The organism is Pseudomonas sp. UMAB-08 (assembly GCF_900095225.1).
GTDB lineage: Bacteria > Pseudomonadota > Gammaproteobacteria > Pseudomonadales > Pseudomonadaceae > Aquipseudomonas.
This window is the reverse complement of the sequence record NZ_LT607431.1, coordinates 54,364-72,166: the sequence shown is the minus strand read 5'-3', so window position 1 is coordinate 72,166 and position 17,803 is coordinate 54,364. Positions and strand designations below refer to the sequence as shown.

Annotated in this window: 14 protein-coding genes; all 14 read left to right on the top strand. The window is 57.6% G+C overall.

Annotated elements, in window-relative coordinates; translation table 11 throughout:
• Nucleotides 1-91 precede the first annotated feature (91 nt).
• On the top strand, nt 92-517 hold the full coding sequence (locus K0F75_RS22120; RefSeq protein WP_219064098.1) for a tetratricopeptide repeat protein: 426 nt from the start codon (nt 92-94) through the stop codon (nt 515-517).
• The gene (locus K0F75_RS22115; protein ID WP_219064097.1) at nt 466-2,352 is read left to right on the top strand and encodes a tetratricopeptide repeat protein; all 1,887 of its coding nucleotides are present in this window, start codon (nt 466-468) and stop codon (nt 2,350-2,352) included. The genes K0F75_RS22120 and K0F75_RS22115 overlap by 52 nt, the downstream gene beginning before the upstream one ends.
• A 1-nt stretch (nt 2,353) precedes the next feature.
• Nucleotides 2,354-3,151, top strand: coding sequence for a DegT/DnrJ/EryC1/StrS aminotransferase family protein (locus K0F75_RS22110; protein ID WP_257604465.1), 798 nt, complete (start codon nt 2,354-2,356; stop codon nt 3,149-3,151).
• A gap of 33 nt (nt 3,152-3,184) precedes the next feature.
• Complete coding sequence (locus K0F75_RS22105) at nt 3,185-3,454, top strand: DegT/DnrJ/EryC1/StrS family aminotransferase (RefSeq protein WP_219064095.1); 270 nt, start codon at nt 3,185-3,187, stop codon at nt 3,452-3,454.
• A gap of 17 nt (nt 3,455-3,471) precedes the next feature.
• A complete protein-coding gene (locus K0F75_RS22100; RefSeq protein WP_219064094.1) occupies nt 3,472-4,164 on the top strand; it encodes an acetyltransferase in 693 nt (230 codons plus the stop codon).
• Nucleotide 4,165: 1 nt separating this feature from the next.
• A complete protein-coding gene (locus K0F75_RS22095) occupies nt 4,166-5,008 on the top strand; it encodes a 3-keto-5-aminohexanoate cleavage protein (RefSeq protein ID WP_219064093.1) in 843 nt (280 codons plus the stop codon).
• Nucleotides 5,009-5,260: 252 nt separating this feature from the next.
• Nucleotides 5,261-6,637 carry a class I SAM-dependent methyltransferase gene (locus tag K0F75_RS22090; RefSeq protein WP_219064092.1) on the top strand — a complete coding sequence of 459 codons (1,377 nt, stop codon included), beginning with the start codon at nt 5,261-5,263 and terminating at the stop codon, nt 6,635-6,637.
• A gap of 15 nt (nt 6,638-6,652) precedes the next feature.
• Complete coding sequence (locus K0F75_RS22085; RefSeq protein ID WP_219064091.1) at nt 6,653-9,541, top strand: glycosyltransferase; 2,889 nt, start codon at nt 6,653-6,655, stop codon at nt 9,539-9,541.
• Complete coding sequence (locus K0F75_RS22080) at nt 9,538-11,136, top strand: glycosyltransferase family 4 protein (RefSeq protein ID WP_219064090.1); 1,599 nt, start codon at nt 9,538-9,540, stop codon at nt 11,134-11,136. Before K0F75_RS22085 ends, K0F75_RS22080 begins: the two co-directional genes overlap by 4 nt.
• A gap of 368 nt (nt 11,137-11,504) precedes the next feature.
• The gene (locus K0F75_RS22075; RefSeq protein WP_219064089.1) at nt 11,505-13,994 is read left to right on the top strand and encodes a DUF4214 domain-containing protein; all 2,490 of its coding nucleotides are present in this window, start codon (nt 11,505-11,507) and stop codon (nt 13,992-13,994) included.
• A 237-nt stretch (nt 13,995-14,231) separates the two neighbouring features.
• On the top strand, nt 14,232-14,621 hold the full coding sequence (locus K0F75_RS22070) for a hypothetical protein (RefSeq protein ID WP_219064088.1): 390 nt from the start codon (nt 14,232-14,234) through the stop codon (nt 14,619-14,621).
• A 344-nt stretch (nt 14,622-14,965) separates the two neighbouring features.
• The gene (locus K0F75_RS22065) at nt 14,966-15,343 is read left to right on the top strand and encodes a hypothetical protein (protein ID WP_219064087.1); all 378 of its coding nucleotides are present in this window, start codon (nt 14,966-14,968) and stop codon (nt 15,341-15,343) included.
• 1 nt (nt 15,344) lies between these two features.
• The gene (locus tag K0F75_RS22060; RefSeq protein WP_219064081.1) at nt 15,345-15,524 is read left to right on the top strand and encodes a hypothetical protein; all 180 of its coding nucleotides are present in this window, start codon (nt 15,345-15,347) and stop codon (nt 15,522-15,524) included.
• Nucleotides 15,525-16,099: 575 nt separating this feature from the next.
• A complete protein-coding gene (locus K0F75_RS22055) occupies nt 16,100-17,611 on the top strand; it encodes a virulence-associated E family protein (RefSeq protein ID WP_219064086.1) in 1,512 nt (503 codons plus the stop codon).
• Nucleotides 17,612-17,803 lie beyond the last annotated feature (192 nt).

Sequence of the window (17,803 nt, the reverse complement as noted above, 5' to 3'; positions counted from 1 at the left end):
GAGATGCGAGAACTGGGACAGCGTTGCTGTCAGCGCTATCCCTCCCCGGCCAGAAGGCCGAGGTTTCCCGCGCAAAAGGATGATCGATACCATGCTTACCTACGAACAGGTCTTGCAGCAAGCGATAACCCTGCATCGTGCCGGGCAATTGCAGGAGGCTGAGCGCCTGTATCGAGCCATCCTACAAGCCCTGCCTCACCATCCCAATGCCAACCATAACCTTGGCCTTTTGGCCCTGATCACTAATGCGCCCACAGTGGCACTGCCATTGTTCAAGCGCGCGCTGGATGCTGACCCTAGCATCGAGCAATTCTGGCTGAGCTATGTGCAGGCCTTGATTGGCGCGGGTCAGCTTACTCAGGCCGAGCAACTGCTGGGCGCCGCCCCGTGCAATACAGGCAGTCCCTCAACAGTCGATTCACCGCTGTTTTACACGCTGCTCGCGTCCCCGATGAAATGGACCAATTGGCCAGTCTGTTTGAGCAGGGCCGCTGGGATGAAGCGGTTGTTGCGGTAAGGTCGGTGCTTGAGCGACTGCCCGGCGACGCCAATGCACTGGGCAATCTGGCGGTGATCCTTCGTCATCAGGGCAAGTTGCAAGAGGCCGCTGCGGTCTATCAGCAGGCCATTGACCTACACCCGAACTCAGCAGACGTGTACTCCAATTTTTGCGTCTGCCTGCTGGCTCTCAATAACCCGGGACAAGCCCTGAGCATGGCTGAGCAGGCATTGCTTATCGCCCCCGCGCATCTGGGCGCGCTAGTCAATCGCGGCAATGCTCTCAAGGCGTTGGACCGCCTGGACGAAGCGATCAGCACTTATCGCCAAGCGCTGGGCATTAACCCTGTACTGTTTCCGGCATTGATCAACCTAGGTGCGGTGCTTAATCAGCAAAACCTGCCATGCCAGGCACAAATACATGCCGAACAGGCGCTGGCAATCAACCCAGATGATCCCGATGCACTGATGATCCTCGGTACAGCTCGGCAAAAACAAGGTTACGTTGAGGATGCTATTAGTGCTTTTCGCCGGGTCATCGTCTTGCGGCCCGACGACGTCAAGACTCACAGCACTTTGTTGTTTCTGTTAATGCACGATGAAATGCAATCGCCCGCCGAGATCCTGGCCGCGCATATCGGGTTTGCCGACTGCTTTGAAAAACCGCTACGCACTCATTGGCAAGCCCACGGCAATAATGGTGATCCGCAACGCCGCTTGCGTGTTGGGTTTGTTTCGGGAGATCTGCGCAACCACGCCGTTGCGCACTTTGTCGAGCCGGTCTGGGCCAGACTCGACCCGGCCGTTCTGGAGTTGTGGGTGTATGCCAATAGCCCACTGGAAGACGCCATAACCTTGCGCTTGCGCCAGCTCGTGCCCCACTGGCGCAAAGTGGCCGCGCTGAGCGATGACGAGCTGGCCGCGCAAATTCGTGCCGATGGCATCGACATCCTGATTGACCTGTCAGGGCATACCGAATTCAATCGGTTGCTGACCTTTGCGCGCAAACCGGCACCGGTGCAGGCCACTTGGATTGGCTACCCCGGTACCACGGGGATGAGCGCCATCGACTACCTAATCTGCGACCCGTTCAACGCACCCCATGGCCTTTACGAGCGTTACTACACTGAGCGCTTCGCCCGCTTGCCGTCCACCGGCGCGTTTGCTCCAGCTCCGAGCGCGCCGCCGGTTAACGCGCTGCCCGCCCTGCACAACGGCCATATCACCTTTGCCAGCTTCAATCGCATCAGCAAATTGGGCGATGCTGTGTTCGCGGCCTGGAGTCGGGTGCTGTGCGGCGTGCCGGGTTCGCATTTGCTGTTGGGGCATGTAGACACCGACGCCTTGGGTCAGTACCTGATCGCACGGTTTGCCCAGCACGGTATTGCACCCGAACGGGTTCGGGTTCTGCCCCGCGTCAGTCTCAATGAATACTTGGCCCTGCATCAGCAGGTCGACATCATCCTTGATACCTGGCCGTACACAGGCGGCACCACCACCAATCATGCGTTGTGGATGGGCGTGCCGGTGGTCACTTTACGCGGTCCGTCTCGCGCACACTGCCAGAGTGCGGCGGTATTGGGGCGTACCGGGCTGGGCGACTGGGTAGCCGATGATGTGGAAAGCTTCGTGCGCCTGGCCGTTCAGCACGCCACCGACCTTGACGCGCTGGCCCGTTTGCGTGCAGGCATGCGTGCCCGCTGGCAGGCCTCGCCGTGGCGGCAGGCAACCACTGTTGCGCGCGGTCTTGAAGTCGGTTTGCGGATGATGTGGCAACGCTGGTGCGCCGAGCTGTCAGCCGAGCATTTCGAGGTGCCGGTCGAGGCTGTATGGTCGAGAGACGAGCGTGTCTGACATGACGCTGATTCCCGTACTGGTTCCCGACCTTCCAACCGCTGAAATGCTGCTGCCGTGGCTGAGGCGCATTGACGCGACACACTGCTACACCAACTTCGGGCCACTGGTTCATGAGTTTGAAGCGGCCCTGAGCAGCCAATGGCCCGCCGCGCAGGTCGTCAGCTTCAGCAGCGGCACTGCAGCGCTGGAAATAGGTATCGCGGTCCTGAACTTAGCCCCTGCAAGCCAAGTGCTGGTGCCCGCGTTCACCTTTGCAGCCACGGCCAGTGCGGCAGTGCGTAACGGTTTACAGCCGATTTTTTCCGACGTCGCGCCGGGCACCTGGCAACTGACACCTGACATCGCTCGTCGCGTTGCGCAACATCACGCTCTGGCGCTGGTAATACCTGTCGCGACCTTTGGCTGCCCGGTTGACGTTGAGGCATGGGATGCCTTCGTCGAAGAAACCGGCATCCCGGTCTTGATCGATGCTGCTGGTGCTTTCGGTAATCAACGGATTGGCGCTCGGGCCAGCGTGGCCTTCAGTTTTCACGCCACTAAACCGTTTGGCATTGGGGAGGGTGGCGCACTGGTTACTCGCGATACTACCTTGGCAAAGAGTGTTCGACGCTTATCGAACTTTGGCTTTGAGAACGCGGTTGTGGAAGTGCTGGGCACCAACGCTAAACTCTCCGAATACGCCGCCGCCATCGGTCTGGCGCAATGGGCTTGTTGGCCCGAGCAAAAGGCGCTCCGTCAGGGACTTTGGCAACGTTATGCCACGGCATTGCGTATTGTGCCAGGCGTCAGGCTGTAGCAGGGTTTTGCCGCCTCTGACCTGCCTGCAACCTTGAGCATCGGCCTGTCTGCGCCTGTCGCTGGTGTGGTTTCGATACTGGCAGGGATGGGCATTCAGACCCGCCGCTGGTACTGTCCGTCCCTGCAACACCACCCGGCGTTCGCTCGTTGCATGACGTGTGGGCCCGACGGCGATGAGCTGCCGGTCACCGCATACTTGAGTGAACAGACCGTGGGTGTGCCCTGGTTCGCGGGGATAACCCCAGCCCAGTGCGAGCGAGTGGTGTTTGCCTTGCAGCAAGCTCTTGGCGACTTTGAATAACCTGTAGTGGGCAACGGATGCAGAGTAGAAAAACAGAGCCGGGTAAAATCACCGATGTCGTGCTATTTGGCGCCGATACCTTCGCCAGTCTTGCCTGGTTTTGCCTGACCAACGACAGCCTCTATCGAGTACAGGCGTTCACCGTAGATGCCTCGTATCGGTCAGTCTCCAGTCATGAAGGCTTGCCCGTAGTGTCTTTTGAAAACCTTAGCGAGCACTACCCGCCCGATAAAGTCCGCCTGTTGTTTCCCCTAGGCTACCATGCCATCAATGGCCTGCGCCGCGACCGCTATCAGCAGGCCAAAGCTATGGGGTATGAGTTCATCAGCTATGTCTCCAGCCGTGCTAGCACCTGGCCGGATCTGCACATAGGTGAAAACAGCTTGATCTATGAACACGCTATCATTCAGCCGTTTGCTCGAATTGGCAGTAACGTCATCATCCGCAGCGGCGCGCATATCTCCCATCACTGCCAGGTGGCCGACCATGCCTTTGTGGCGGCGGGTGTCACTCTGGGCGGCAATGTGGTGGTGGGTGAGCAAGCGTTTATTGGCCTTGGCGCGGTGCTGCGCGATGGCCTGCGTATTGCTGAGCGCAGCTTTATCGGTGCCGGTTCCGTAGTGCTCAAAGACACCGAAGCCGATGGTGTGTATGTCGGTAACCCGGCGCAGAAAATCGCCCGCACCGCCCTGCAAGTCACCGGAGGCTGACATGCGCATCGGCACCCCGCTGATCCTCAACCTGGCCTGTACCGGCGCGATTCCAACCCGCCCAATGAGTCCTTACGTGCCCCTCAGCCAAGGCGAAATAGTTGAAGACGTGGCGCGTTGCCTTGAGCTGGGCGTGCAGATGGTGCACCTGCATGCCCGTGATGCTCAAGGCGTGCAGACGCCCAATCCCGATGCGTATGGGCGCCTGATCGAAGACATCCGCCGACTGCCCGGTGGCCGCCAGGCGCTGCTGTGCGTCACCACCAGCGGGCGGTATACCGCCGATGTCGAAACCCGTGCACGCGTACTGGACCTGGACGGCGGGGCTCGCCCCGACATGGCCAGCCTGACCCTCAGCTCGCTCAACTTCGCCCAGTCGGCCAGCGTCAACGCCCCCGACACCATTCGGGAACTGGCGGCGCGTATGCAAGCCAAGGGTATTCGGCCGGAGCTGGAAGTGTTTGATCTGGGCATGGCCAACTTCGTCCGCGTGCTATGCAAGGAAAACCTCATCACCCGACCGTTGTACGTTAACGTCATGCTGGGAAATATCGCCGGAGCACAGGCCGACGCCCTGCAGTTGGCTGCGATCCTCGCTGCCTTGCCCGAAGACTGCATCGTGTCCATCGCCGGTCTGGGCCGCAGCCAACTGACCGCCACCGGCCTGGGCCTGCTCCTAACTGACGGCGTACGCATCGGTCTGGAAGACAACCTCTGGCTCGACACCCAACGCACCCAACCGGCCAGAAACTGCACGCTGATCCAACGCACCCTGCGCCTGGCCGCAGAATTGGAACGCCCCCTGGCGACTGCAGAGCAAGTTCGTACTCGTCTGGGCGTTTGACTGTTGTAGCCAACTTGTTGGCAAGCGACGCTGACGCCCGGTGTCAGGGATATCAGGCCCCTCCCGTCGGGCTCTTACCAAGGAAATATCTCACAGCCACCCATGCAACGCTCGAATCAAAAACAAATCACCTCCCACCCAGCCCTTCACCTGAGTAGAATGGTCTCCTTCTTATTCTCGAAGTAACGCCCTTCAATAGCGTTACGAACTCATCAGCATGTACTGGCTATTAACCGGTCTTGAACGCAAATAATGACTATCGATCTTAAAAAACTGCAAAAAGACATCGTGGCTGAAGTCAATCGTCGCGAATATGAGCGTGTTTCAGCCAATGCAGACGCGTCTGCGTCCTCCGCCAATCTGCCCAACGATCTGGTCCGGGCTTTCGAGCCGATGGAGATTGAGGGGTATTTGCCGCTGGCCCCAGAGCGGCACACTCCTTCTATAGCCGCTGAAACCATCGGCAACGAGCAACCTGCTCAGGCGCAGATTCCACCGCCGAGCCTGTACAGCAAGTTGCGTGGCGTGCCGGTGATCGGCAAGTGCATCGGTCACCCCAGGGTTATGGGTTTTTTAACCCGTGTCCGTCAGCGTCCCGGTGGCGCGTCGGTGAAGAACGTCGTCATCCTGTTGGTGCGTGCCGTGGTCTATCGCATTCCCGGGGTGCAGCGTATCGTTTGTATAGGCAAGGCCTTGAGGTACATGCCCGAGCGCATGACCGCCCTTGAATACCACATCGCCGACGGCAACACGCGCCTGCGCAACTTGGGTCTGCAGATTCAGAACCAGACCAATCAAAGCCTGTACACCCACGCCCTGGCCATCGAGCAAAACGAGCAGTATCTGATCACGCGTCAACAGCGCATGGAACAACGTCAGCGCGAACTGTCTGTGATGCTGTCCCAGGTACAGATGTCAGGCGCCAAACCGATCTTCGCGGTGCGGGCCGAAGAAGAATCGGGCATGCCGCCGGAGTTGTACCTGGAATTTGAAGCCAACTTCCGTGGCTCCAAGGAAATGATCCGCGAGCGCCTCAAGGCCAATCTGCCGTACTTCCAGCCCAACGCTGCGTTGTTTTCCGAGCCGTTGTTGGATCTTGGCTGTGGCCGTGGAGAATGGTTGCAACTGCTTAAAGAAGCCGATATCCCGGCTATTGGCGTGGATACCAACACCGCCATGATCCAGTGCTGCACCGATGCCGGCTTGGAAGCCTACGTCGGCGATGCCCTGCAATACCTGGCCGCTATGCCGGCCAACAGCCTCAGTGGCCTGACCGCATTCCACATCATCGAGCACTTGCCGCTGCATGTGTTCATCAGTCTGATCGACGAAGCCCGTCGCGTGGTACGCCCCGGTGGTGTGGTGCTGTTTGAAACACCGAACCCGGAAAACCTTATCGTCGGCGCCTGCAACTTCTATATCGACCCGACGCACCGCAACCCGATGCCGCCAGCATTGGTTGGGTTTCTACTCAAGGCACGTGGTTTCGAGCGAGTCGAGATCGACCGTCGTCACCTCGGCGATCCGGCTTTGCACCTCAAAGGCAGCGACGAAGCGATCACCGGCCCTCTCAATCGACTGCTGTTTGGCGCGCAAGACTATGCAGCCATCGGCTATGCGCCTGAATAAGACTGAACTGACCTCATGCATCTAATTATCTGCAACGAACGTCTGCTGTTTCGCTTCGGTGTCGACCGCGTCCTGCTGCTGCTCGCTCAAGGCCTCAAAGCGGCCGGCTGGCACATCACGTTCGTCGCCCAGCGCGCCAACCACGACGTGCTGCGCCGCATCACCGATGATATCCACACGCCGCCGCTGCACAACGGCCCGTACACTGAACTCGATCAAGTCACCGCCGAATGGTTGCGCGACAATCGCCATCATTTCGTTCCGGTCGGTCATGATCCTGTCGGCACCGTTGCCTTGATCGGAGGCTGGCCGTTCTATGCTTCCATCGCCGTGTTCCGTCAGTGGGGCATTCCTTCCGTGGCGCTTGATTGCGGAGGTGTGCCTTACGAAGACATGCAAGGCCCGGCGCGTCTGGTCCAGGAGCGGCTGCGCGCTCAGCGCCGCGAATTTCTGCCCGAAGCGCGGGTGGTCACGCCGATCAGCGACTTCGTTTCGCGCACCCAAAGCCTGCCCGATGCCGGCCTCGGTGTAGACATCGCAATGATCCACCTAGGCGCCGATCACTTGACCGGGGGCGTCGATCAGAGCCTCTGGCAATACGGCCATCAGGCTGAAAGCGCGAGCAGCGCGGTCGATGCCAACGACGGCCCGACCATCATCAACCTGGGTCGCTGGGAAACCGGCAACTATAAGAACAGCGAAGGCCTGTATCCGATTGCTCGGCAGATCATTGCCGTGCATCCAAAAGCGCGCTTCAGCGTGCTGGCCACCGCCGAAGAGCTGCAACTGCCCGATGACCTCAAGGATCACATCCTGCCGTTGGGCCACCCAAGCGATGCCGATCTGAACACTCTGATGGCCCGCGCGCAATTGGGCATCAGCGTTTCCCATTGGGAAGGCTTCAACCTGCCACTGGCAGAAATGCAGCAGCTGCGCAAACCGGTCCTGGTGCTGAACATAGGTGCTCACCCAGAAGTGGTCGCAGGTGAGCAACAGCTGTGCCGCGATGAAAACGACATTGCGGAAAAAGCCCTTCGCGTCCTCGCCGGTGAGCTGCTGGCCGGCCCTGAATGGGAAGCGCAGCTCGACACCTTCCAGCAGACCTTCACTTGGCAGCGCACCATCAAGGCCTATGCCGAACTGCTGGGCAGTCTGACGCCGGTTCAGGACCTGCCGGTGCCGCAACTGGTGATCGACACCAGCGCCTGCCTGCGCGACACCGCCAATACTGGCGTGGCGCGGGTAGTGCGTAGCCTGACCCGCAAACTGCAGGATTTTGGCCAGCCGTGGTTCGTGACTTGGAACGAAAACCTGCGCGCCTACGTATTGCCCACCGAAGGCGAGTACCAGAACCTGGCTCTGTATGGCGGGCCATTGCCCAACCCGAAGCATTACGTGCTGCCGCGTTCCCCGGCTCATGCGCCGCAAACACTAGCCAGCCTTGGTGGCCGTCACCTCAAGGGTGGCTGGCTGCTGCAAAGTGAAATTGTCTTCGAGCGTCAGGGCCCGGCCCGCCGTGAGGCTGCGCGGGAGCTTGGTCTGCAGGTCGCGGCGATCTTCTACGATGCGATCCCCGTGACCCATCCGGAGTGGGTCGCCGACATCAGCATTCGTGACAACCACGCCGCCTACATGTGCGGACTGGCTGAGTGCGACCGCGTGCTGCCGATTTCCCCGGACGCCGGCAAGCAACTGCAAGCCTTCTGGCAGCGGGAAAAAATCACCCCGCGTGCTCAGGTGCGCACCTGCTGGATCCCCGGAGAACTGACCGCCTCGCCACGCGCTACGACTCCGGCAGGCGCGCCCCGCGCCGGAGAGCCGTTGCGCATCCTTTGCGTCTCGACCCTGGAACCGCGCAAGAACCATAAAGTGCTGCTGGCCGCCGTCGCGCGTCTGGCCGCTGATTACCCGGATCTGGATTGGCAACTGGACATGATCGGCAACCGTTATGCCGGGGCCGACTACATCGTCGACGCCGTGCGCGAAGCCAATGCAGCCGACCCGCGTATCGTCTGGCATGGCGTGGTCAACGACGAAGTTCTCAACGACTACTATGCCCGCGCCCACGTCAGTGTTTACGCGTCGCTGGTTGAAGGCTACGGCATGCCCATCGTCGAAAGCCTGTGGCATGCGCGCCCGTGCATCTGCCACAACGGCGGGGTGATGGCCGAACTGGCAGCCGAAGGCGGCTGCTGTACCGTAGACATGACCGATTCTGCAGCCTTGGCGGCCATGATCCACGAACTAGCGACCCAGCCTGCGCAATACCTGAGACTGGCCCGCGAAGCCGTGGCGCGGCCGATCCTCACCTGGCGCAGCTACGCCCGCGAGCTGCTGCGGCAATTGGCCAGCCACAACCCGCGCCTCGCTCTCACGCCCTTGCCGCGTCAGTGGCAGCATTTCGTCATTGCGCCGGAACTGCCCCTGGTGGACGCACCGGGCCAACTGGCTCTGGCCACCTTGCTCAGCCATCGTCCCGCAGCCTGCGCCTTGCTCTTCGGCGAACACCCGGAGTGGCTCTCAGCGCTGGTCGGTCGGCATACCGTTCGCGCCTGGCAAGTGGCCGAAGGCGATAGCTCGGGTTCCATCATCAGCAACGGCACCCTCAGCCGCATCAATGCACCTATTAATGAAGCGCTGCCGCTGCTGCTCGACGAACTGCGCGACAACGAAATCGACATCGATCTGATCATCCTGGCCGCCGAGCCAGGCGACAGCCTCGAACTGCAGCACCTGCTTGGTACCCGAGTGACAGGGCAGGGCGCCCAAGGCCTTCTATTAATAGAAGGCGATCACGCCAGCGGTATTGCTCTGGCATTGGGCCTGGCCAGCGACGCCGATATCGAATTGCCCAACCTGCATGGCTATCGCTTCCCTTACGCAGCGGCAGGAACCGAGCAATGAAAGTACTGGTCATCTCCAACTTTTTCCCGCCTCACGTCATCGGCGGCGCGGAAATCATCGCTCATCATCAGGCCAAAGCTCTCGCGGACCGTGGCCATGATGTACGGGTGCTGGCCGGTGACAACAGCCATGGCTTGCCTGGCTATCCGATTCAGACCGAAGTCTTCGACGGCTTGCCCATCACCCGCGTGTCCTTGACCCAGCGCGACTTTGCACCGACTGGCAACAATGTTTCGCACCCCGGCGTTGAGCGCATCTTCCTCAAACTGATCGCAGGCTGGAAACCGGACGTGATCCACGCGCACCACATGGCAGGTCTGTCCCTGGGCATTCTGCAACTGGCCCGTGCCAACGGCATCCGCATCGCGCTGACCCTGCATGATCACTGGGGTTTTTGCATGAACAGCACGCGGATCACCACCCAGAACACCTTGTGCAATGACAGCACCCAGTGCCACAGCTGCCACGCCAACATCCATGACGACGACGTGCAACTACCGCAACGCATGCGTCAGGACTACCTGCGCTGGCAGCTCGACGCCGTGGATTACTTCATTTCCCCGAGTCGTTACCTGGCCGGTCAATACATCCTCAACGGCATTCCCGCTGAGCGCATGCATGTGATCGCCAACGGCATCGATCTGGAACGCTTCATCAATACTGCTCCGCCAGAGCCCGGCGAGCGCCTGAATATCCTGTTCACCGGCTACATGGGTGGCCATAAAGGCGTGCCGACCTTGCTCGAAGCCGTGGCCTTGTTGCCCCAGGAAAAGGTCCATCTAGACATGGTCGGTGACGGCCACATGCTAGCTAGCTATATAGCTAGCATTGAAAAAAACGCCCCTAATATCTCGGTCAAATTCTGGGGCCGACTGCCCAACGCCAGCATTGCAGAGCGCTTTGCCGAGGCCCACGTCTTCGTGCTGCCGTCGGTATGCCCCGAGAACCAACCGGTGACTATTACCGAAGCCATGGCCTGCGGTCTGCCGGTGGTGGCCTCGCGCATTGGCGGTATTTCCGAGCTGGTCGATGAAGGCCACACCGGCTGGCTGGCCGAGCCCGGCGCCGCCGCAGACCTCGCCGCGCGCCTGGGCTATTACATCGACAACCCAGAGCAGATCGTCGCGCACGGCAAAGCCAGCCGTGAGCGTATCCAGGCGTTTGCGTTTGGTTTGCAGATCGAGCGTATCGAAGCCTTGTTGTCTTCCCCAGTCACCGAGCGTAGCGAGTCGCTGCGCCTGATCGCCTGCTACGGCGCACCCCTAGACGCAACGTTCAGTACAGTGCTTGAAGAGGTTGCTCCGGTCCCTGCTAACAGGCCGCAACCTGTTACGCAGCCGTGCTTCATTCCTGTCAACTGGATCAAACCTGAAGCCGCCGAGCTGCTGTGGGTGTCTGATGCCGTGACAAATGACCCCGACACAGCACTGCAACACATTGCGGCTTATCGTGAGCTTGAAAAGCCCGTTGTGTTAGACGAGCGGAACATCTTCGTTGCGCGACATTCGGAGACCTCGCTACTCGTCCGTGGGAAAAATCAAACAGCCTTAGGCCTAAAGATTCTAGCAAACCTGCCGAAAGCTAGTATTGTGTGACGACGATGCGCGTAGGAAGGATCTGTGCGTTCCGTAAGGCAGGTATTGTAAGTCGCTCTTTTAGCTAAGAACTCCCTTTACATTTGATTTTGAATGCTGCTTAATTGGGCGCGGTACATGTCAAAATGACATGGTCAGCACCTACTAGTAGGTGGGGAATATAGGCTTTGGATTGTTCATAGATGAAATTTATTTATGGAAATTTCCTACAAAAGATCGCAATTTTTCCTACCGTACCGGCTGAGATGCACCACTACCTATGCTAAAGTGCCGCCCAAGGCTGCACGGAGTGCTGGGCAGCTGATAAGCGAGACAAAGATTGTCCGTTTGTGTATCAGCTTCTTTTATAATGAAACCTGGAGTAAACAATGGCTGCTTCCACCTACTTTGCACAAGTTCAACAACTGTACATCGCCTACTTCGGTCGTCCAGCTGACACCATCGGTCAGGCTTACTGGGCTGCCCAGATCGACGCATCTAACGGTAGCATCGCTTCCGTAATTGCTGGCTTCTCGGCTTCGACTGAATCTGCTGCCCTGTTCGGCAACAAGTCGACCATCGACAAAGTCACCGCGATTTACCAGAACGCATTCGGCCGTGCTCCAGAACCAGCTGGTCTGGCTTACTGGGTTGCTCAACTGGATTCCGGTAAAGTTTCGCAAGCTCAAGCTTCGTGGACCATCCAGCAATCAGCTGGTGCTGGCGACGCTGCTGCTGTTCAGAACAAACTGACAGCTGCTCAAGCGTTCACTGCTCAGATCGACACCACTGCTGAAATCCAGGGCTACCAAGGTTCGGCTGCTGCTGATTCGGCTCGTGCTTTCCTGAAAACTGTTACCGCTGACAACGCTACCGCTACTGCGGCAGTAACCGGCGCAGCAGCCGCAGTTGTAGCGGCAACATCAGTTGGCGTAGTAGGTACTACCTTCACGCTCACTGCAGGTGTGGATGCTCTGGTTGGTACTGCTAACGCTGATACCTTCACTGGTGTGCTTGATCGGACCACCACTACCGCCACTACTCTGAGCGCTGGTGATTCCATCGACGGCGGCGCTGGCGTTGACACCCTGAAAGTAATTGTTGCGAACGGCGCGGCCGCTGATCCTGTCGCTTCTCCTCTGTCCGGTGTAACTGTTAAGAACGTTGAAAACATCTCCGTTCAAAACGTCTCGGCTAGCACCGCTGGTGTTCAAGTTAACTTGGCTCCAATCGCTGGCGTGACCACCGTCACTGCACTGAACAGCACTGGTCTGGTTAACTTCCAGAATCTGGCTACTGGCACTGAAGTTGTAGTAAGCGGCTCGGCTCAAACCGGTACCGTTAACTTCAACCAAGCCACCGCTACCGATGCAGTAAAAGTGACCCTGAATGGCGGCGTGAACAACGTTTCTGTTGCTGCTACTGCTGGTACTGCTACTTCCGCAGCGATCAACTCCACTGGCGGCGCTAACGGTGCTGTAGCTGTTGATACCATCAAACTGACTAACGGTTCCACCTCGCTGACGACTCTGGCTGTCAATGCTGATAGCGCTCTGCGCGTAGCTCTGACCGCTTCTGACTTCGCTGCAGCCGGTGCAGCTCTGACCGTTACTGGCGGCGCAGCAGTCAACCTGGGTGTCTTCAAAACCATCGACGCCTCGGCTAACACTGCTGGCCTGACTGTTGGTCTGAGCGCTGTGACTTCCAGCTTCAAGGGTACTGCAGGTGCCGACGTTGTGACTGGTACTGCTGTTGCAGCCGGTGCAACCATTGACGGCGGCGCAGGTATCGATACCGTTGCAGCTACTCTGATCAACGCTGGCAACTCGACTGCTTTCAAAAACTTCGAGCAGATTGATCTCGCAGGTTTCGCTAACGTTGCAGCTACTCCTGCTAGCCTGGACGCAGCCCTGTTGACTGGCTCCACCATCAATGGCGTTGTTATTTCTGGCGCTTACGGCGCTGGTGGTCTGGCTACTCTGTCCAACTTGGTTGAAACCGCTGCTGGTTTCAATGTGAATGTGACTGGTAGCGGTACTAACGCAGCTACTCTGGGCTTCACCGCTGCCAGCGTTGTTGGCACTGCTGACGTTCTGAACTACAACTTCGGCGGTACTGTTGCTGGTACCTTGGCTGCCGGTACGATCACTTCGCAAGGTATTGAAACTATCAATATCGCTTCGAAAGGCGCTGCTGGCGTTGCAATCACCAACACCATCACTGTAGTTGATAACGCTGCCAAGTCGATCGTAATCACTGGCGACCACGCGTTGACCCTGAATGTTACTGGTCAGGCGTCGGCTTCTGCTGCTACTGCTTCGGCGCTGACTAGCATCGACGCTTCGGCTGCTACTGCTGGTGTCACTATCGTTACTGATGCAGCGACTGTTGGTGCTCAGTCGGCATTGACCATCAAAGGTGGTTCGGCTGTTGATTCGATCACTGTCGTCACAAGCGCCATTGCCAATTCCGTGGGCGCAACCATTACTACTGGTGCTGGTAACGACACCGTGAACGTGACAAATGCAACCTACAAGACAAGCTTGTCGACTACCACTATCACTGACTTCGCTAAAGGCGACGCCATTGTATTGGGTACTACTGCAACCTCTAACACCTTTACCTCGGCTAAGGTTGATGTGAGCGCTGCTCAGACACTGGGCGCTGCACTTAACATCGCTGCTAGTGGTGTTGGTGACGCAGCTGCTGCGCTGACTAAGTGGTTTGTATACGGTTCCGACACTTACATCGTACAAGACGTAAGTGCTGGTGCCGTTATTGCAGCTACTGACACCGTAGTTAAATTGAGCGGTGTGCTGGATCTGTCGACTTCCAACGTAGCTCACGCTGTTGCTGCTGACACCTTGACCTTCGCCTAATTCCTCTCCAGGGATAACCCTCTTGCTTCGGTGAGAGGGATTGGTGGAAGCAAGAAAGCCCCGCTGTCCGAAAGGTCAGTGGGGTTTTTTTATGTGTGCTGATTGAGGTCGCTGGCAATGGACCACTCAGTGCGTGGAAAGACGTAACCCCCCTGATGCTATCAATGACACTCACCCCTGACGCCCTTGGAAACTCTCCTTGGGCGTTTTTTTTTGCCCACTGAAAAGGAAAACTGTATGCAGATACTGTGTGATTCACCTTCGATCCAGGAGGCCCTTAATATCCAGGCAGAACTCACTCGACTGATCACGGGTTATGTCGAACGTCTCAGTGGCTACGATGGCTATGAGCTGGGCCAGTTGGTGCAGTTCATGGTGATGGCCAGCAGCGATACGGTCATTGAGCTGGAGACAGCATTAGGCTTCTCGGTCAGGATCAATCGCTTCAGTGGCTGCCGCTACGGTGACGCTGATTTCCTGCCATCCTGGGAAGTCATCGAGGCCCACCGCTACTGGTATGAAGTGGTCTATGTGCTGGGGGATGACGGTTTTGGTATCGTCATCTTCGTGCCCAAAGACGCTCATGCTGAATTGATTGAGATGCTCCAGCACTACACCCCCGAGTAACCCGCTTCAACTGTCGCCCGTTGTTCTCATGACACCCGTTTGACCATCACCCCGCGCATTACGGCTAATCAGCCACCTTATATGAATGGGTTCAAAGCCATTCAGACCTCGTAACACCCATACCCATCGAAAACGTATCTCACCCTTGAGAGGCATCACTATGTCCATTGAATGTGTACCTGAAACGCCTGTTGTGATTGATGGTGAAATAGCATCGATCATCAAAGATAACGCTGCTACTAGGGAAATCCCCGATGTCGTTCCTGAAAACCCTGATGCATTAATCCGTGTATTGAAAAGCGGCAGCTGCCCGTCGCTGACCAGTCGTTCCANGTCGTTCCACCTTGGGTTATCAACTGGGCCTCAAGGACGAGTCCGAGCTGTACCTGAAATTGATCAGCAACACCGGCAGTGGTTTCTTCAGCAAGGAATGGGTGGCGTGCTCGGTGATTGAGCAATTGATCAACGGATCGGCTGAGCTTACCTCTACCTCGTTCAAGGCCATCTTTCCCAACAAGTCCGTCAACACTGGAGGCTTTGTCATGGCGGTCATCAAGGCGTTGGGGTTGATCCAGACCAATCCACAGAACAGTCGTTGGCATCAGCAGGTGCCGGAGATGACTTTTGAACAGGTGGCAATAGAGGCCATGGTGCAGGCGGATGAGACGCAGCAGGTAGTCGTCCCCAAGGCCACCGGCAAACGTAAACACAAGGAGGGTTGAGATGATGTGGTCGATAACCTCGGCGCTGATCTGTGGGGCAGTCCTGGGATTGTGGTTCCCGGCAACACGGTGGATGGCCATTACCAGCGCGGCTGCGTTGTGCTTCTTCTATCCATGGCTGGGGGTGGTACTGGTGACGATCGTGTCCTGGTCATTCTATTACTTTAGGGTCCGTAAATGAGGGGTAGGGGGGCAGGGATTGACCGTCTAGACGGCTGATTCTGGCACCTCGGTTCAACATTGCCCGGTCATGCCGAAGTCACTTCTGAGTCGTCGCTAGAGCCACTGTTTGGCCGTCCCCTGACCGTCGCACCACCTTGACCCTCCCGTTACCCCTCGCTACCCCCGACCCTGCATCCGTCACACTTTCCAGCCCCACCGGGCCATCCGTTTCGTGCGGAGGAATTCGTGTGCCTGGCGTTTGGTGGGGGTAGCAGGGGGTTACACATCCAGTATCTTTGCTCGTCGCTGACCCGTGGGGGCAGCAGGGGGTAGCAATACGTAATCAATCGTCTGTCGAGTGCAGGCGTTGCGGCACCTGATAGACGTCTTCAACACTCCACATAGGAAGGTTCTATTGGTGAATTCCATGAATTTATCGCATATTAGCCAAGTCAGCGGGTTGTTTAGACGTGCAACCACCTGCGCTGACAAACCATTGTGTCTATGAATGTTCCTACGGCAAGTGCCAAACGTCTTTTATGAGTATCGATCCTTGATCGGTGCTTCTGACTCGCACCTGCTGTGGAAATATGCATGTCTACTGACATCCCTACGACCGCCGTGTCGACCGTTCCAGATACCCTTCTTCCTGCGGTGATCCAGCCTGTGTCTTCGGCTGCCCAATTTACCGTGCCTGCACTTGTTGCAGTCGATGCCCCTGCTGCTGTGGCGGCATCGCCAGAGCCAATCACCCCTCCCGATACAGAACACACAACCCTAGATGCTCCCTCGACCACCTCCGTGTCTGATATTCCTGCCGACACAGTCGAAACGCCTGTCTCGAACCTGGATGAAGTTCAGCGGCTTGACCCTATGTCGTTCCCCAACCCACCCCGTGAAGGGACAAGTTCTCCACCGGCCACCATTCCCAACATCAAGCACCTTCTCACCTCGTATGACATTCACGTGAAAAGCAACGTCATCACCAAGCGGCTCCAGATCACCATGCCCGGCCAGTCAGGAATGCTTGATCGTGGCGACAGCACGGCGGTGACCCAGATCATCAGTCTGGCTACCTACAATGCTATTGCTATCGGTCAGGTCTGGTCTTACATCGAAGCCATCGCCGACAATAAGCCCTACAACCCTGTCGCGGAATGGATCGAGAGCCTACCGTGGGACGGTGATGATCGACTGCCTGCCATCTACCAAACTTTGGTAACGGCTGATGATTTCCCCGAAACGCTTAAACAGACGCTGGTCCGCAAGTGGTTACTGGGTGCCGTCGCGGCAGCGCTTAAGCCTGTAGGCTTTTACGGACGCGGTGTATTGACCTTCCAAGGCCCGCAGGGGATTGGCAAAACAAGTTGGCTCAAGTCTCTGGTGCCCAACGTAGCGCTGCGCGATAAGGTCGTGAAGGTGGATCATCACCTGGATCCCAGCAACAAAGACTCTGTGCTTGGTGCCATCGTCCATTGGCTGGTTGAAATTGGCGAGTTGGACAGCTCCTTCAAGAAGGACGTAGCACGCTTGAAAGGGTTTCTCACCAGTGACAGTGACAAGGTTCGGCGGCCATACGGTCGGACTGAATCTGAGTACCCGCGCAAAACCGTATTCTTCGCCACCGTGAACGATCACAACTTTCTAGTCGATTCGACCGGTAACACCCGTTGGTGGACGATTCCTTTGAAACGCATCAACTATCAGCACGGCATCGATATGCAGCAACTGTTTGCCCAATTAGCCGTTCGGTTTAATGAAGGCGATGAATGGTGGCTGACCGGCCCTGAAGATGCGGAATTGGCGGCGACCAATACTGAGCACCAAACACAAAGTGTTGTACGAGAAAAGGTCATGGATGCGCTGAATCTAGAGCGGAAAGTTAATTCCGGGGATGCGGCCATGAACCCGACAACGCTGCTCGAAATCGTGGGAATTCAACGCCCGTCCAATGCGCAATGTAAGGAATGTGGATCAATATTACGTGAGCTATTGGGTGCCCCGAAGAAGATTAAAGGCCTAATAAAGTGGAGGGTTCCGCTCAAGGACCGCTACTCATGTGTGCTGCCGAAGTCCCATGCATCCACCAATGAGGCTGATTATTAGGGACGTCGCGGGAACCCCTGAATGGGTATTCGGGATGACACAATAAATGGCTTGTCACAGGATTTAAAAATCGTCGCCCTGTCGATTTTTGGAATCCCATTACCGGACGTTTCCAATGCTGCCCCCACTAACGTCGACCGAGACAATTCGGCGCAGCCCATGGTTGGTATGGCCTCGGGCCAGGGGGCGCCA

Coding starts and splice junctions, on each gene's coding strand:
- K0F75_RS22120 (WP_219064098.1), top strand. CDS start 92: ATGCTTACCTACGAACAGGTCTTGCAGCAAGCGATAACCCTGCATCGT.
- K0F75_RS22110 (WP_257604465.1), top strand. CDS start 2,354: ATGACGCTGATTCCCGTACTGGTTCCCGACCTTCCAACCGCTGAAATG.
- K0F75_RS22100 (WP_219064094.1), top strand. CDS start 3,472: ATGCAGAGTAGAAAAACAGAGCCGGGTAAAATCACCGATGTCGTGCTA.
- K0F75_RS22095 (WP_219064093.1), top strand. CDS start 4,166: ATGCGCATCGGCACCCCGCTGATCCTCAACCTGGCCTGTACCGGCGCG.
- K0F75_RS22090 (WP_219064092.1), top strand. CDS start 5,261: ATGACTATCGATCTTAAAAAACTGCAAAAAGACATCGTGGCTGAAGTC.
- K0F75_RS22085 (WP_219064091.1), top strand. CDS start 6,653: ATGCATCTAATTATCTGCAACGAACGTCTGCTGTTTCGCTTCGGTGTC.
- K0F75_RS22080 (WP_219064090.1), top strand. CDS start 9,538: ATGAAAGTACTGGTCATCTCCAACTTTTTCCCGCCTCACGTCATCGGC.
- K0F75_RS22075 (WP_219064089.1), top strand. CDS start 11,505: ATGGCTGCTTCCACCTACTTTGCACAAGTTCAACAACTGTACATCGCC.
- K0F75_RS22070 (WP_219064088.1), top strand. CDS start 14,232: ATGCAGATACTGTGTGATTCACCTTCGATCCAGGAGGCCCTTAATATC.
- K0F75_RS22060 (WP_219064081.1), top strand. CDS start 15,345: ATGATGTGGTCGATAACCTCGGCGCTGATCTGTGGGGCAGTCCTGGGA.
- K0F75_RS22055 (WP_219064086.1), top strand. CDS start 16,100: ATGTCTACTGACATCCCTACGACCGCCGTGTCGACCGTTCCAGATACC.